At 67.4% G+C, this 14532-nt stretch carries 9 protein-coding genes; 8 read left to right on the forward strand and 1 reads right to left on the reverse strand.

What is annotated here, in order from left to right; all coding sequences use genetic code 11:
- The first annotated feature begins 18 nt into the window (after positions 1–18).
- Genes HDG39_RS31895 through HDG39_RS31925 form a run of 7 tightly spaced genes read left to right on the forward strand, consistent with a single transcriptional unit; the run spans position 19 to position 13093 of the window.
- Positions 19–1680 (forward strand): nucleotidyltransferase domain-containing protein, encoded by a 1662-nt coding sequence (locus HDG39_RS31895; RefSeq protein WP_184011873.1) that lies wholly within the window; start codon positions 19–21, stop codon positions 1678–1680.
- A 15-nt stretch (positions 1681–1695) separates the two neighbouring features.
- Positions 1696–4440 carry a phosphoenolpyruvate synthase gene (locus HDG39_RS31900; RefSeq protein ID WP_184011875.1) on the forward strand — a complete coding sequence of 915 codons (2745 nt, stop codon included), beginning with the start codon at positions 1696–1698 and terminating at the stop codon, positions 4438–4440.
- A gap of 51 nt (positions 4441–4491) precedes the next feature.
- Positions 4492–5481: a fatty acid desaturase gene (locus HDG39_RS31905; RefSeq protein ID WP_184011877.1), complete on the forward strand. Its 990-nt coding sequence runs from the start codon at positions 4492–4494 to the stop codon at positions 5479–5481.
- A 31-nt stretch (positions 5482–5512) separates the two neighbouring features.
- On the forward strand, positions 5513–7183 hold the full coding sequence (locus tag HDG39_RS31910) for a fatty acyl-AMP ligase (protein WP_184011879.1): 1671 nt from the start codon (positions 5513–5515) through the stop codon (positions 7181–7183).
- Between the two features lie 20 nt (positions 7184–7203).
- Positions 7204–8289, forward strand: coding sequence for an efflux RND transporter periplasmic adaptor subunit (locus tag HDG39_RS31915; RefSeq protein ID WP_184011914.1), 1086 nt, complete (start codon positions 7204–7206; stop codon positions 8287–8289).
- The gene (locus HDG39_RS31920; protein WP_260328414.1) at positions 8286–11531 is read left to right on the forward strand and encodes an efflux RND transporter permease subunit; all 3246 of its coding nucleotides are present in this window, start codon (positions 8286–8288) and stop codon (positions 11529–11531) included. The genes HDG39_RS31915 and HDG39_RS31920 overlap by 4 nt, the downstream gene beginning before the upstream one ends.
- 2 nt (positions 11532–11533) lie before the next feature.
- A complete protein-coding gene (locus HDG39_RS31925) occupies positions 11534–13093 on the forward strand; it encodes an efflux transporter outer membrane subunit (RefSeq protein WP_409259229.1) in 1560 nt (519 codons plus the stop codon).
- A gap of 34 nt (positions 13094–13127) precedes the next feature.
- On the opposite strand, the gene HDG39_RS31930 is transcribed toward HDG39_RS31925, so the two are convergent.
- Complete coding sequence (locus HDG39_RS31930; RefSeq protein WP_260328415.1) at positions 13128–13916, reverse strand: class I SAM-dependent methyltransferase; 789 nt, start codon at positions 13914–13916, stop codon at positions 13128–13130.
- 290 nt (positions 13917–14206) lie between these two features.
- On the opposite strand from HDG39_RS31930, the gene HDG39_RS31935 reads away from it, so the two are divergent.
- Entirely contained in the window at positions 14207–14512 is a 306-nt protein-coding gene (locus HDG39_RS31935) for a hypothetical protein (RefSeq protein ID WP_184011883.1), read from the forward strand.
- Positions 14513–14532: the final 20 nt, after the last annotated feature.

Below are 14532 nucleotides of genomic sequence, written 5' to 3' on the forward strand. Positions count from 1 at the left end.
CGCTCAGGGAGCCTAACCATGTTGATGACTGATCCGATGCTCGCCGAGCTCTGGCAAAAAGCGCGGGACGCGCTCGGCGCCCAGTTCGAACAGCGGGCACCGAGCGCCGTGTTTCTCGAAGGCTCGATCGCCGAAGGCTTTGGCAACGAGCGCTCCGACGTCGACTTCGTCGCGATCGTCGATAGCGGGGTAGAGCCAGCCACGATGCCGTACATCCTGTTCATCGACGGCCACCGCGTCGAGGTCAGGTTGCTGAGTCCGGCGCGGCTGCGCCGCGAACTCGCGCAGGTTCGCGCAGCGCTCGGCAAAGGCCGGCGCGCGGTCGCGCGCATGTCGTGGAATCTGCTCGAACGGTGCCAGCGCTTTATCGGCGCGCTGCCGATCGACAACCCGGCGTTGATCGAGTCGCTGCAAGCGGAGCTTGGCCGCGAGGCGCTCTGCGAGGCGGTGGCGCTCTGGTTCGAGGATTTCGCGCGTCAGACCGGCCGTTATGCGGTGGCGATGTTCGCGCTCGGCGAGCCCGACTACGCACGCGCCTGGATCAGGACCGCCGCGTTTCATGCGGCGAAGAGTCACGTGGCGCGCCTTGGCGAGTGCTACATGAGCCCGAAATGGCTGTCGCTGCAACTCGAACGCGCGGCCGTCGACGCCGGCCGCGTCGGCCGTCTGTGGAGCCTGCTGCACGCGCCGCGCGAGCATGGCGCCGAAAGCGGGTTCCTCGCGGCGGGGGTCGCGCTGATCCGCGAGTTCGGCGTCAACGGTGTGAGCCTCATGGCCGACAACGTGCTGATTGGCCCCGGCAAGGACACGACGACCTGGCAGATCGGCGAACGGGTCCACGTGCTGCGAGGTAGCGACGTCTTTGCGCTCGACGACGATGCGGCCCAGGCCTGGCGAGCGATCACCTTCGACACGCCATGCACGGCCATCGCCAGCCGTGGCGACGCGCAAGCGGCGAGCCGGCAGCGCGCGCTGATCGCGGACTTCAGCCGGCTGGGTCTCGTCAGCCTGCGCTGGAAGGGCAGCGGAGAAATCCACGCACGTCAGCAGGCGACGTCGACGCCGGTGTCGCGCGCGCCGTTGATTTCGATCGACGGCGCGCGCCTCGCGGGCGGCCGCGCGAGCGGTGCCCAGTTGCTGCCGATGCCCGCCGGGCGCTTCGCCGAAGCGGGTCTCGAGATGATCTGGGCCAACATCGGTCTCGAGAACGCGCGAGAGGATGCCCAGGGCGCACTCCAGCGCGGCCAATGGAAGGTGCTCGAGTACGCGCTGCAACGGATGATGCAGACCGCCTGCATGGTCACGCTCGGCGCGCATGGCGTGACGCCGCAGTCGACGATGGAAGAAGCGACGCTCGACGCGATCCGGCTGCTACCTCTCGATGCGGCGCTGATCGACGGCATCCGCGAACTCGAACAGTGTTCGATCGGATCGGCTCGCGATGCACAGCGTTACGTCGCGCTCGCCGATGAACTCGCGCAGCGTCTGCGCGACCTCGGCGGCGACCCGCAGTTTCCGGCGAGCTTCGATACGGCGTCGGGCTGGCGCGGAACGATCCACGCCGCCTACGACTGGATCAACCTCGGCGCGCATCTGCACGCGCGCTTCCCGCAGACCGCTCACGGCGGGCGCGGTACAGCCGAGGAAGCAAGAGACCTGCTCGCTTCGTCGAGCACCTGAGCCACGGGGACCTCAATGACTTTCGACACCACTACGCGCGCACGCGGCGAATTCGAATCGGCCGAAAGCCGCGCCGCCCCGACAGCATCGCCACGCCTGATCCTGACCGCGGCGAGTCCGGCCGAAACGATCGGGCGGCTCGCCGGCAACAAGGGACGATCGCTCCATCGGCTTGCGAACCTCGGCGTGGCGGTGCCGCACTGGGCGATTCTCGGCACCGACTGCTTCGCGGAGTTCCGCCGCGACGGCGGCCTCGATCAGACCATCGCCGCGCTATTGCGCGACTTCACGCCTGAGAACGCCGCCGCGATCGCGAGCGCGATCCGCGAGGCCGTGCTGACGTGCGACGTCAGCGCCGCGTTGCGCGCCGACATCGCACGCGCGCACGACATCATTGGAGACGGACCGCTCGCGGTGCGCTCGTCCGGCATCGAAGAAGACAGCGCGAGCTTCTCGTTCGCAGGCCAGTTCGACACGTTCCTCGACGTCCGCGGGCTCGACTCGACGCTCGAACACGTACGCCGGTGCTGGGCTTCCGCGTATTCCGAGCGCTCGCTGCGCTACCGGCATCAGCACGGACTCGATATCGCCGGCGCCGGAATGGCCGTGATCCTGCAGCGCCTCGTTCAGGCGGACACGAGCGGCGTCGTGTTCACGATCAACCCGGCCAACGGCAACCGCGACGAGCTCGTGCTGAGCGCCGTCTACGGGCTCGGCGAGGGACTCGTGTCGGGCGCGGTCGACGCCGACACGATCACCGTGGACCGCCACACCGGACAGCCCAGGCAGGTGGTGATCGGTGAAAAACGCGAGCGTCATGACGGCCGCCACATCCGCGAGGTGCCGGCCGCGCTGCGCGACGCAGCGGCCCTCTCTAGCGACGAGATCGAGCGCGTCGTGGCGGCGGCGCGCACGCTCGAAAGCGAGCTCGGCGAGCCGCTCGATATCGAATGGTGTATCGCGGAGCACCAGCTGTGGATTCTGCAGGCGCGCCCGGTGACCACGCCGATCGCACCGGCCCCATCGCGGACCGGCGAATTTCAGCTGTGGGACAACTCCAACATCGTCGAGAACTATCCCGGCGTGACGACGCAGCTGACCTTCACCTTCGCGCAGCACGTCTATGCGCAGGTGTTCCGCGAGTTCTGCCGGCTGCTCGCGATTCCGCACAAGCAGCGGCGCGAGATGGATGGCTTCCTCGGCTCGACGCTCGCGTTCCTGAACGGGCGCATGTACTACAACCTGCTGCACTGGTACAAGCTTTCCGGGCTTGCGCCGTTCCAGGACCTCGGACGCAAGATGATGGAAGTCCAGATGGGCGTCGACGAGCCGCTCGATCTGGCGAGCTTCGCCGCGCTGATCGCGCCGTACAAGACCGGCTCGCGCGCCGGACTCGCCTGCATCCGGGCCTTGAGCGGCACGAAGTTCGCGTGGCACTTCGCGCGTCTCGAGCGCAACGTCGAGCGCTTCCGCGCGTTTTTCTATCCGGTCTACGACGAGTTCAACGCGCTCGACTATCGCTCGCTTCCTGCCGACGCCGTCTATGCCCACTACTGCCGCTTCGAGCAGGCGCTGCTAGCACGCTGGGGCATGATGATCGTGCTCGAATCGGCGATCGGTCTCAGTTACGGCGTCGTCCGGCGGCTGATCAAGCGGTGGATGCCCGGTGCGCCCGACTGGCTCGAAGTGGCGGTGATCGGCGGCATGGACGACATCGAGTCGATCGAGCCGGTCCGCAGGCTGACCGCGCTTGCGCAAGCCGTGCGGGCGAAGCCTCAGGTCGAAGCGCTGATCCGCAACACGCCGTCTGCCGTTGCGTATGCGGCGCTGCGCGGATGCGGCGCGCCCGAGATCGTCGCCGACGTCGAGCGCTACCTCGCCGACTTCGCGTACCGCAGCAACAACGAACTGAAGCTCGAAGAGCCCGATCTGCGCGAAGACCCGGGCGTGCTGTTCGATATGTTGAAGGCCACGCTCGCGCATGGTGCCGCGTCGATCGATCGCAGCGCCACCGAAGCGCGCATCGACGCGTTGCTGCGTGAGCGGCTCAATCCGCTACAGCGCTGGATTTTTGCACGCGCGCGCGGCCGCGTGCGCGCCGCGATCCGGGCGCGCGAGACCGTGCGCTTTTGCCGTTCGCGCGCGTTCGGGGTCGCGCGCCGGATGTTCCGCGCAATCGGCGAGGGTCTCGCCGCCGACGGCGTGCTGGCGACGGGCCGCGACATCTTCCATCTGCGCCTCGAGGAAATTCGCGGGTGCTTCGAAGGCACCGTCTCCCACCGCGAACTGCGCCCGCTCATCGAGCAGCGCAAGCGCGACGATGCCAGCTATCGCGACATGGCTGACCTGCCGCCACGCTTCGTCACGCATGGCCCGGTGGCGACCTGGCTCAGCAACCCGGCGAACCTCGCCGCGTTGCGCGCGGCGCCTGCCCACGCGGCCGGCGCGACGCTGCGCGGCACGCCCTGCTCGCCGGGCTTCGCCGAAGGACGGGCGAAGGTCGTGCGCGAAGCGAACGAGTTCGACGGCGGCATCCTCGTCACCTATCGGACCGACCCCGGCTGGGTTCCGGTATTCGCGTCGGCGACCGGGCTGCTGATCGAGCGTGGCAGTCCGTTGACCCACGCCGCGATCGTCGCCCGCGAAATCGGCATCCCGACCGTCGTCCAGATTCCGGGCCTCACCACGCGCGTGCAGTCGGGCATGCAGCTCAAGGTCGATGGCCATAGCGGCGTGATCGAACTGCCCGAGCCGACCTGACATGAATTGACCGCCCGCTGACCATTGAAACCGCCCCTGAAGGAAACCACCATGTACCGCCTGCTCAACGATCGTCGCGACCTGCCGCATCTGCGGCTCTACCTCCAGTGCGCGCTGATATTCATTCCCGCCGCAGCCGTGCTGTTTGGGCTCGGCCGCTTTCCCTGGTGGCTGGGCGTTGCATACGTGGTCGTCTGGAACGCGTTCGGCGACCGTTTCACGATGAGCTACCACTGCACGCTGCATCGGCGGCTCTTCAGGAAGCAGTACCGCGCGCTCGAGATCCTGCTCGACTGGGTGCTGTGTCCGTTCTTCGGTCAGACGCCGGGGACGTTCTATGTCCATCACATGGGCATGCATCACATCGACGACAACCTGCCACGCGACCTGAGCTCCACGATGCGGTTTCAGCGCGATAGCGTCATCGGCTTTCTGCACTACTACCTGCGCTTCGCCGCGCTGGTGCCGCTCGATCTGTCCGTCTATCTGTGGCGCTCGCGCAATACGAAGCTGATCAGGCAACTGCTCGTGGGTGAGGTCGCGTTCTACGCGGCGGTTGCCGCCGCCGCGTACTGGAACCTGCGGGCGACGCTCGTCGTGTTCGTGTTTCCGTTCGTGTTCGTGCGGCTGATGATGATGATCGGGAACTGGGTCCAGCACGCGTTCATCGACCCCGATCAGCCTGACAACCCGTACACGAGCAGTACCAATACGATCGACTTGCGTTTCAATGCGCGCGTCTTCAACGCCGGTTATCACATCTACCACCACGTCCGCAAAGGCACGCACTTCAGCGAGCTCACGAAGGAATTCGCAGCGAACCTCGAGAAGTACGGTCGCGAGGACGCGGCCGTGTTCGATCGCATCGACATCGCGCAGATCTGGCTGCTGCTCGTCACGCGCCAGCACCGCAAGCTCGCCACGCATTTCGTGCGCTTGCCGGGCGCGCCGGTGCGCAGCGACGACGAGGTGATCGCGCTGCTGCGTCGCCGTCTGCAGCCGATCCGCGACTGGACGCCCGTTGCTTCGCTCGATCGCTGAATCTCGATTAATTGACCGGGGACCCGTCACCATGAACCAGACGCTAGTCGATGCCGTTGCAGCGCTGCCGCGCGGCGACGCTCGAGGCCTTCGCTTCGTCTCCACGCACGGCGACGAGCACTACTATCCTTACGAGGCGCTCGAACGCGAGGCGCGCAACCACGCGAAAAAGCTCGTGGCACTGGGGCTGAACAAGGGCGACCGCGTCGCGCTCGTGGTCCTCGATCCGGAAGCGTTCATCCTGAGCTTCCTCGGCGCCTCGTTCGCCGGTCTCGTCCCGGTACCGATATTTCCGCGCGGAAGCCTGAACTTCAGGACCCGCACACGTTACGCCGAAACCGTCAGTCACATCGTGCGCTCGGCAGGCGCCCGGATGCTGCTCACGTCGAACTCGACAAGAGAGACCATCGAGGACGTGCTCGCCGTCGACACCGGCCTCGAACGTATCGTGACCATTGAAGCGCTGCTCGACGGCGAGCCGCCCGCGTGCGATTTGCCCACGCTGCGTCCCGATGACCTGTGCTTCCTGCAATACACGTCGGGCAGCACGTCGCTGCCGAAAGGCGTGATGGTCACGCATCGCAATCTGGTCGCGAATGCGACAGCGTTCCTCGGACCCCGCGGCATCGATCTGCGCGAGCAGGACGTCTATGTCAGCTGGCTGCCGCTGCACCACGACATGGGGCTCATCAGCGTGCTCGGCGCGCTGATCTGCGACTTGCCGTGCGTGCTGCTGGCAACCGAAGCGTTCGTGCGCCGGCCCGGCCTCTGGATGGAGGCGATCACGAAATACCGCGGCACCATCAGCTTCGCGCCGAACTTCGCGTACGCGCTCGCCGCTCGCCGTACCCGCGACCAGGACCTCGAAGGCCTCGATCTGCGGCGACTGCGCGTCGCCGGCTGCGGTGCCGAGCCGATCAACGCGCAAGCGCTGCGCCAGTTCTGCGCGCGCTTCGAGCCGGCCGGTTTTCGTGCCGAAGCGCTGCTGCCGTGCTACGGGATGGCCGAAGCAACCCTCGCGATCACGTTTCACGACCACGGCCAGCCGCTCGTCACCGACGTCGTCTATGCGGCCGCGCTGGGGCTTGGTCGAGCGATACCGGCTGCGCGTGATAACGGCTTACGGACGATCGAACTGGTCGGCTGCGGCCATTGCTTTCCCGGCCACGAGTTGCGGATCGTCGACGAATCCGGGCGCGCGTTGCCCGAACGCTGCGTCGGCGAAATCGTCACGCGCGGGCCCAGCATCACCGTGGGCTATTACGGCCAGGCCGACGCGAGCGCCGACGCGTACCGCGACGGCTGGCTGCAGACCGGCGATCTCGGCTACCTCGCCGGCGACCAGCTGTATATCTGCGGCCGCAGCAAGGACCTGATCGTCATTCACGGCTCGAACCTCTATCCGCAGGACATCGAATGGGCGGTGGCCGAGTTGCCGAGCGTGCAAAGCCGCGGTGTCATCGCGTTCAGCGTGATGCGCGACGGCGACGAGACACTGGTCGTCTGTGCCGAGGGCAAGCCGGCGGAGGCCACGGCGCTGCGGCGTGCGATCGCGCATAAGGTCGCCGAATGCGCGGGCCTGCAGGTCGGTCACGTTGCGATCGTGCAGGCGGGCAGCTTGCCGCGGACCTCGAGCGGCAAGGTGCAGCGCCGCCGGACCAAGGCACAGTTCGAAGCCGGCGAGTTGGAGGAACACTCGTGAGCAAGCGCTGGCGCGAGATCATGCTGACGCTGTCGGGCGCGCTCACGCTCGCCGCCTGTCACGCGAAAGAAGCCGAGGTGACGCTGCCGCGCCCGGTCATCGCCGTGGTCGTGCATCGGGACAGCAAGCCCGTGCTCGCGACGCTGCCGGGCGAAGTCAACGCACGCTATGCGACGCCGCTGTCGTTTCGCATCGCGGGCAAGCTGATCGAGCGGAAGGTGCGGCTCGGCGATACGGTCACGGCCGGCCAGGCGATCGCGCGGCTCGATGCCGACGACGCGCAACGCAGCCTCGCGAGCGCGCAAGCCCAATTGATGGCGGCGCAGCATCGGCTCACCTTCGCCGAGCAGCAACTCGATCGCGACCGGGCGCAGGCGCAGGAACAGTTGATCTCGACAGCGCAGCTCGAGCAGACCCAGGATGCGTATGTGGCGGCCGCCGCGCAGCGCGATCAGGCGCTTCAACAGTTCGCGCTGCTGAAGAATCAGACGCAGTACACGGTCCTCACGGCGGACCATGCCGGCGTCATCACCGCCGAAGACGCCGATACCGGGCAGAACGTCGCGGCGGGACAAGCGGTCTACCATCTCGCCTGGTCCGGCGAGGTCGATATTCTGTGCGACGTGCCCGAGAGTCTGCTGAACGCGCTGGCGATCGGCAGCGCGGCCAGCGTCTCGCTGCCGGCCGCCACGGGCAGACGCTTCACGGCACACGTGCGGGAGCTGTCGCCGGCCGCGGACCCCGGCAGCCGCACCTATCGCGCGAAACTGACGCTCGATGCGCCAGGCCCCGAGGTCCGCCTCGGCATGACGGCCACCGTCACGTTCGCCGCGGCCGGCGAGGCGCAAGCGGACGACCCGATCACGCTGCCCGCCAGCGCGCTCTTTCACGACGGCAACGCGCCGGCCGTCTGGGTCGTTCGGCCGGGCGACCAAGCGCTGGAACTGCGCCGGGTCCAGGTTGGCCGCTACGACGACCGCACGATCTCGGTCGCGCGAGGCCTCACCGACGGCGAGCGCGTCGTGCTGCAAGGGGTGCATACCGTCAGCGCCGGCGAAACCGTGCGCGCGGTAGCGCCGTTGCATCCCGAGGACTTCGCATCATGAGAGCGCCGTTCGGCCAGGGGCCCGACGGAGCGGGCGGACCCGGTGGAGCGGGCGGACCGCGGCGGCCGGCAGCGGACGATACCGGCCGCTTCAATCTGTCCGCGTGGGCGATCCGTAACCAGGCGCTCGTCATCTTCGCCGTCGTGCTCGCGACGCTGTTCGGTGTGCTCGCCTATTCCCGGCTCGGACAATCCGAGGACCCGCCGTTCACGTTCCGAGCGATGGTGATCCGGACCTTCTGGCCCGGCGCGACCGCACGCCAGGTCGAGGAGCAGGTGACCGACCGGATCGGCCGCAAGCTGCAGGAAACGCCTCATCTCGACTATCTGCGCAGCTACTCGCGTCCCGGCGAATCGCTGATCGTCTTCACGATGAAAGACTCCGCGCCGGTGAACGAAGTGCGCGAGACGTGGTACCAGGTACGCAAGAAGATGGCCGACATCGCGGATACGCTTCCACCCGGCGTGCGGGGGCCGTACTTCGACGACGAGTTCGGCGACGTCTACACGAACATCTATACGCTCGCCGGCGACGGATTCTCGCCGGCGCAATTGCACGACTATGCCGACGAACTGCGCGGCGTGCTGCTGCGCGTGCCCGGGGTCGCAAAAGTCGATTATTTCGGCGACCCCGACGAGCACATCACGATCGAGATTCCCAACGCGCAATTGACGCGGCTCAGTATCACGCCGCAACAGCTCGCGCGGGCGATCAACGCGCAAAACGCGGTCACGCCGAGCGGCACGCTGACCACCGCGTTCGACCGCGTGTACGTGCGTCCGAGCGGCCAGTTCACCGACCTGAAGGCGATGGCCGACACGTTGATCGACATCAATCACCGCCTGGTTCGTCTCGGTGACATTGCCACGATCAGGCGCGGCTACGACGATCCGCCGGTCTCGCAGGTTCGCACCGACGGCCGTGCGGTGCTCGCCATCGGCATCACGATGCAGGCTGGCGGCGATGTGATTCAGCTCGGCAAGCGGCTCGATGCGCAGACAGCGGAATTGCGTGCGCGTCTGCCCGCGGGGCTCGAACTCGTCGAGGTGTCGAGCATGCCGCACGCGGTCTCGCATTCGGTCAACGGCTTTCTGCGGGCCGCCGCCGAAGCCATCGTGATCGTGCTGGCCGTGAGCCTCATCTCACTGGGCTGGCGCGCCGGCGTGGTGGTGGCGATCTCGATCCCGGTCGTGCTCGCGGTCACCGCGCTATGCATGAACGGCTTCGACATCGGCCTGCACAAGATCTCGCTCGGCACGCTGGTCCTCGCGCTGGGCCTGCTCGTCGACGATGCGATCATCGCGGTCGAGATGATGGCCGTGAAGCTCGAGCAGGGCTGGGGCCGCGCGAGGGCCGCGGCGTTCGCCTACAGCAGTACCGCATTTCCGATGCTGACGGGAACCCTCGTCACGGTGGCGGGATTCCTGCCGATCGCGCTGGCAAAATCGGCCACCGGCGAATACACGCGCTCGATCTTTCAGGTGTCCGCGATTGCGCTGATCGCTTCGTGGTTCGCGGCGGTCATGCTGATTCCGTTGCTCGGCTATCACCTGCTACCCGAACGCAAGGACACGACCGCACGCGAGACGCCTCGGCGCGCGCTTCGCAAGCTCCGCCGGCGCGACGACGCGCAGACGCGCCGGACCCCGGTCGCGGCGCCGCGCGCCAGCCGCTTTCATGACCGTCTGCGCGACTGCATCGCGTGGTGCGTGAAGCGGCGCCTCGTCGTGCTCGGCGTCACGGCCGCCTTGTTCGTTGCCGCGTTGGCCGGCTTCGCGCTCGTGCCGCAACAGTTCTTCCCGAGCTCCGAGCGGCCCGAACTGCTCGTCGACATGCGGCTGCCCGAAGGCGCGTCGTTCGAAGCGACGCTGCGCGAAGCCGCGCGCCTCGAAAAGACGCTGGCCGGCCGGCCCGAGATCGATCATCTGGTCGACTTCGTCGGCGCGGGCGCACCGCGCTTCTATCTGCCGCTCGACGTGCAGTTGCCCCAGCCCAACTTCGCCCAGCTCGTGATCACCGCGAAGTCCGTCGACGACCGCGCAAAGCTCGAACGCTGGCTCGCGAGCACGCTGCAAAACAGCTTTCCCGCCGTGCGCGCGCGCGTTTCGCCGCTCCAGACGGGCCCCTCGGTCGGCTATCCGGTGCAGTTTCGCGTCAGCGGAAGCGACCTCGCCACCGTGCGGGAGATCGCGGAAAAGGTCGCGGCTACGATGAAAGCCGATGCCCGCACAACGGGCGTCCATTTCGACTGGGACGAACCCGGCGAACGCTCGGTGCGCTTCGAGATCGACCAGCAGAAGGCGCGCGAGCTCGGCGTCACCTCGGAAGACGTGGCGAGCTTCCTCGCAATGACGCTGTCGGGCTATACGTTCACGCAGTACCGGGTCCGCGACCGCTTGATCAGCGTCGATCTGCGCGCGCCCCAGCGCGAGCGGGTCGACCCCGACGAGATCGTGAACCTCGCGATGCCGACGCCGAACGGCCCGGTGCCGCTCGGTGCGCTCGCCCACCTGAACAACGAACTCGAATACGCGGTGATCTGGGACCGCGACCGTCAACCGACGATCACGGTCCAGGCCGACGTGCGCGGCAACGCGTTGGATATCGACGTGACCCAGGCGATCGATCGCACGCTCGCGCCGCTACGCGCGTCGCTGCCGATCGGCTACCGGATCGAGACCGGCGGCGCCGGCGAGATCAGCGGCAAGGCGCAGGCGTCGGTGATCGCGCAGCTTCCGCTGATGCTCGTCGTGGTGCTGACGCTGCTGATGATTCAACTGCGCAGCTTCGCGCGCGTGCTGATGGTCTTGCTCACCGCGCCGCTGGGGCTCATCGGCGTGGTCGCCGCACTGCTGCTGTTCGGCAAGCCGTTCGGCTTCGTGGCGATGCTCGGCGTCATTGCGATGTCCGGCATCATCATGCGCAACTCAGTGATTCTGGTCGATCAGATCGAACGCAATATCGCCGCGGGCCAGGGGCGCTTCGATGCGATCGTCGGTGCCACGGTCCGGCGCTTCCGCCCGATCATGCTGACCGCCGCGGCGGCCGTGCTCGCGCTGATCCCGCTGCTGCAATCGGCCTTCTTCGGACCGATGGCGACCGCACTGATGGGCGGCATCACGGGCGCCACCGTGCTGACGCTGTTCTTCGTTCCCGCGCTGTACGCGACCGCGTTCAAGGTGCGGCACTTCGAACGCGGTGTGCGAACCGCGACCCCGACAATCGAATCTACGTGGAGCTGATCGTGGGCACAGACTGCAACCCCGTCGACGGGCCGGCGCTCGCGAGCGTGCCGCATTTCGCCGGCGCGCCGGGTCGAGCGCGGGCAGCGGCGATCCACGGTTGGCGCGCGGCGTTCGGCGCGGCCGCGACGATCGCGCTAGGCGCATGCTCGTTCGGTCCGGGCGGCGAGCCGCCCGCGATGCCCTCTCCCGCCCATTACGGCGTCGAGCCTCAGCCCGCGCAAACGGTCGCCGCGCTCGGTGTCGCGCAGCACTTCAGCACCGGCGCGCAGCCTGTGCCGCAATGGTGGCGGCTGTTCGAATCGACAGCGTTGAATGACCTCGTCGAAGAAGGTTTGCGCAACAGCCCAACCCTCGCTGCCGCCGACAGGCACCTGGCCGCCGCGCACGAACAACTGCGGGCGCAGATCGGCGCCTCGCTGCTGCCGTCGGTCGATCTGGTGGGGCAGGCCTCGCGCGGGCGCGATCTCGGCATTCCGGTCCCCGGCGGCCCGAACACGCTGCTTTACAACGAGTTCATCGGCGTAGTCCAGGCGCAATATACGTTCGACCTGTTCGGCGCGGTGCGTAAAGCCAACGCGGCCCGATCAGCGCGTGTCGAGATCGACGCATATCAACGCGAAGCCGCGCGCCGCGCACTGGCCACCAACATCGTCACGGCGACGATCGCGGCGGCGATGTTGCGCGCCGAGATCGACGCGACCGAGCGATTGATCGCGCTTGCGGGCGATCAGGCTCACGATACCGAACGGCATTACGAACTCGGATCGCTGACGCGCGTCGACGTGTCGACTGCCCGGCAAAGCATCGCCGCGCTCGAGGTCAGCGGGGCCGATCTGCGGCAACGGCTGACCGTGACGAGACATGCGCTTGCGGTGCTGCTCGGCCGCACGCCCGACGCGGCGCCGCCCGAGCCCGAGCTGGCGAGCCTGCACTTGCCGCGGGACCTGCCGGTCGTGCTGCCATCGGACCTGTTGCGCGCGCGGCCCGATATCGCGGCCGCCGAGTCGGCGCTGAGAGCCGCGGCAGACGACGTCGGCGTCGCGACGGCACAGCTGTTTCCGAGCCTGACGCTGAACGCTTCGATGGGACAAGGGGGGTTCAACTGGCCGCTCGCGCTGTCGGGCGCAGGCGCGATCTGGAGCATCGCCGCGACGATGTCGCAAGCGCTTTTTCATGGCGGCGCGCTCGTCGCGCAGCGGCGCGCGGCAATCGACGCCTACGAGGCCGCCGTGTTCGAGTACAAGCAGACCGTGCTGGCGGCGTTCGAAAACGTCGCGGACACGCTTGCGTCGCTCGAACACGACGCGCAGGCGCTCGACGCCGCGAGCGGCGCTGCCCGTGAGGCACGCGAGGCGTTCGACGATACCACGTCACGTCACCGGCTCGGCGCGCTGCCCGCTGCATCCGCCCGCGGCGGCGAGCAGCAGTACGAAGCAGCGAGGCTCGAAGAAATCCGCCTGATCGGCCGGCGCCTGGCCGATACGGCGACGCTGTTTCACGCGATGGGCGAACTGCCGGCGGGCAGCAACCAGACACCTGACCATCTGGCCGGCAAGTGATCGGCCCGCCGCTGCCGACGGCGCCCGCTTGCGTTCAGCCGGCGCGTCCCCGCGGAACGCCCACAAGGTAGGTCAGACCGATCGGCGAACCGTGCACCGGCAGTGTGCCGATGTCCCATTCGAAGCTCTGCTGGTCCGGGATACTCGCCACCATCTCACGCAATTCGTCGGGGTTGTAGATGCGCAGCATCGACACGATGCCGTCGAACAGACACAGCAGCGGGATAGCGGGCAGCACATAAGTGAGCGCTAGTCGCGACCAGCGAAACGGTCGGATCAGCGGAGTCAGCGCGAGCATCATCAGCGGCATCAGCAGGATGAACACGACACCGAGCAGCCGGTGGTCGGCACCTTCGACGATGACGATCGCGCGGCGCTTCGTCACCGCGTCGGCGAGGATCGCCCGCGCATCGTCCGGCCGGAAATGGTGGAAAGCGTTGAACATCGTGCGCACGCCGTCGAATCTCGATGGCACGTCCGTCGCGTCCACCGGTTCGCTCACATAGGCGACGCGGCCGGTTGCCCCGGCGGATACGCGCTCGTACGCGGCGCGATTGGGATAGAAGTCGGTCAGCTGCACCGTCACGCGTCCGGACTGCGCGAGCAACGGTGCAAGCGTCTGCCACGGGCCGCCCCCGCCCGAACACAGATCGACGATCCGGTCGTTGCCGACCCGCCGCATCGCTTCGCGCAGCTTGTCCGCGATGACGTTGAAGCCCTTGAGGGTATTCGCCAGGAAATGCAGCCAGTCCGTCCCGCCGTCACGGATCGCCCGTGGGCACCACGGCTGGTCTTCGATTTCGAGCAGATGCAGGCGCCGCATGATCACGCGGGCAACCGAGGTAACTGAAAACCGGCGGATTTCATAACGTGCCCTGGCAGTGTGCAACCGGGTAGACAGAGAAGGCCTGCACGCTAAACACCACGCCTGTCAGCCTTCGCGAGCGGCAACTTACTACCGAAGTTAAACGAGCCAACGCGCGGGCTTCTTAACGACGTCAGTCGACTATACGCTGAGCCGCGCCGACGACGTTAGCGGTTCGCATCCTGCATAATGACCACGCATGAGGATTTACCCGCATCATCCGCCGGACGGCGGCCGGGAGACGAGCGATGCAAAACGACAGACCGCCGCCGCGGCGGGTGACATATGAGAAAGGGATCCGGATCGGCGGCCCCGGCTGGTTCGGCCGGTTGCTGGCCGTCGCCCTGAGCGCGATCCTGTTCGTGGTGGCCGCGATGCTGTCGATCGTGCTGTTCGCCGTGCTGTTCGCGGTCGGCACGATCGTCGTCGGGTATCTGTGGTGGAAGATGCGCGCGTTGCGCCGGCAGACGGTCGCGTATGGCGACGACGCCCGCACCATCGACATGGAGGTCGTCCACAAGGACCCGCCCGACGACGATTCCGCGCCACGCTGAGGATCGGCTACGCGCGTGCC

Origin of the sequence: Paraburkholderia lebeckiae (assembly GCF_014201005.1) — a bacterium.
Lineage (GTDB): Bacteria > Pseudomonadota > Gammaproteobacteria > Burkholderiales > Burkholderiaceae > Paraburkholderia > Paraburkholderia tuberum.

What these genes read in the sequence shown, in the direction of transcription:
- HDG39_RS31895 (WP_184011873.1), top strand. Translation starts at nt 19, where the DNA reads ATGTTGATGACTGATCCGATGCTCGCCGAGCTCTGGCAAAAAGCGCGG.
- HDG39_RS31900 (WP_184011875.1), top strand. Translation starts at nt 1,696, where the DNA reads ATGACTTTCGACACCACTACGCGCGCACGCGGCGAATTCGAATCGGCC.
- HDG39_RS31905 (WP_184011877.1), top strand. Translation starts at nt 4,492, where the DNA reads ATGTACCGCCTGCTCAACGATCGTCGCGACCTGCCGCATCTGCGGCTC.
- HDG39_RS31910 (WP_184011879.1), top strand. Translation starts at nt 5,513, where the DNA reads ATGAACCAGACGCTAGTCGATGCCGTTGCAGCGCTGCCGCGCGGCGAC.
- HDG39_RS31915 (WP_184011914.1), top strand. Translation starts at nt 7,204, where the DNA reads ATGCTGACGCTGTCGGGCGCGCTCACGCTCGCCGCCTGTCACGCGAAA.
- HDG39_RS31920 (WP_260328414.1), top strand. Translation starts at nt 8,286, where the DNA reads ATGAGAGCGCCGTTCGGCCAGGGGCCCGACGGAGCGGGCGGACCCGGT.
- HDG39_RS31930 (WP_260328415.1), bottom strand. Translation starts at nt 13,916, where the DNA reads ATGCGGCGCCTGCATCTGCTCGAAATCGAAGACCAGCCGTGGTGCCCA.
- HDG39_RS31935 (WP_184011883.1), top strand. Translation starts at nt 14,207, where the DNA reads ATGCAAAACGACAGACCGCCGCCGCGGCGGGTGACATATGAGAAAGGG.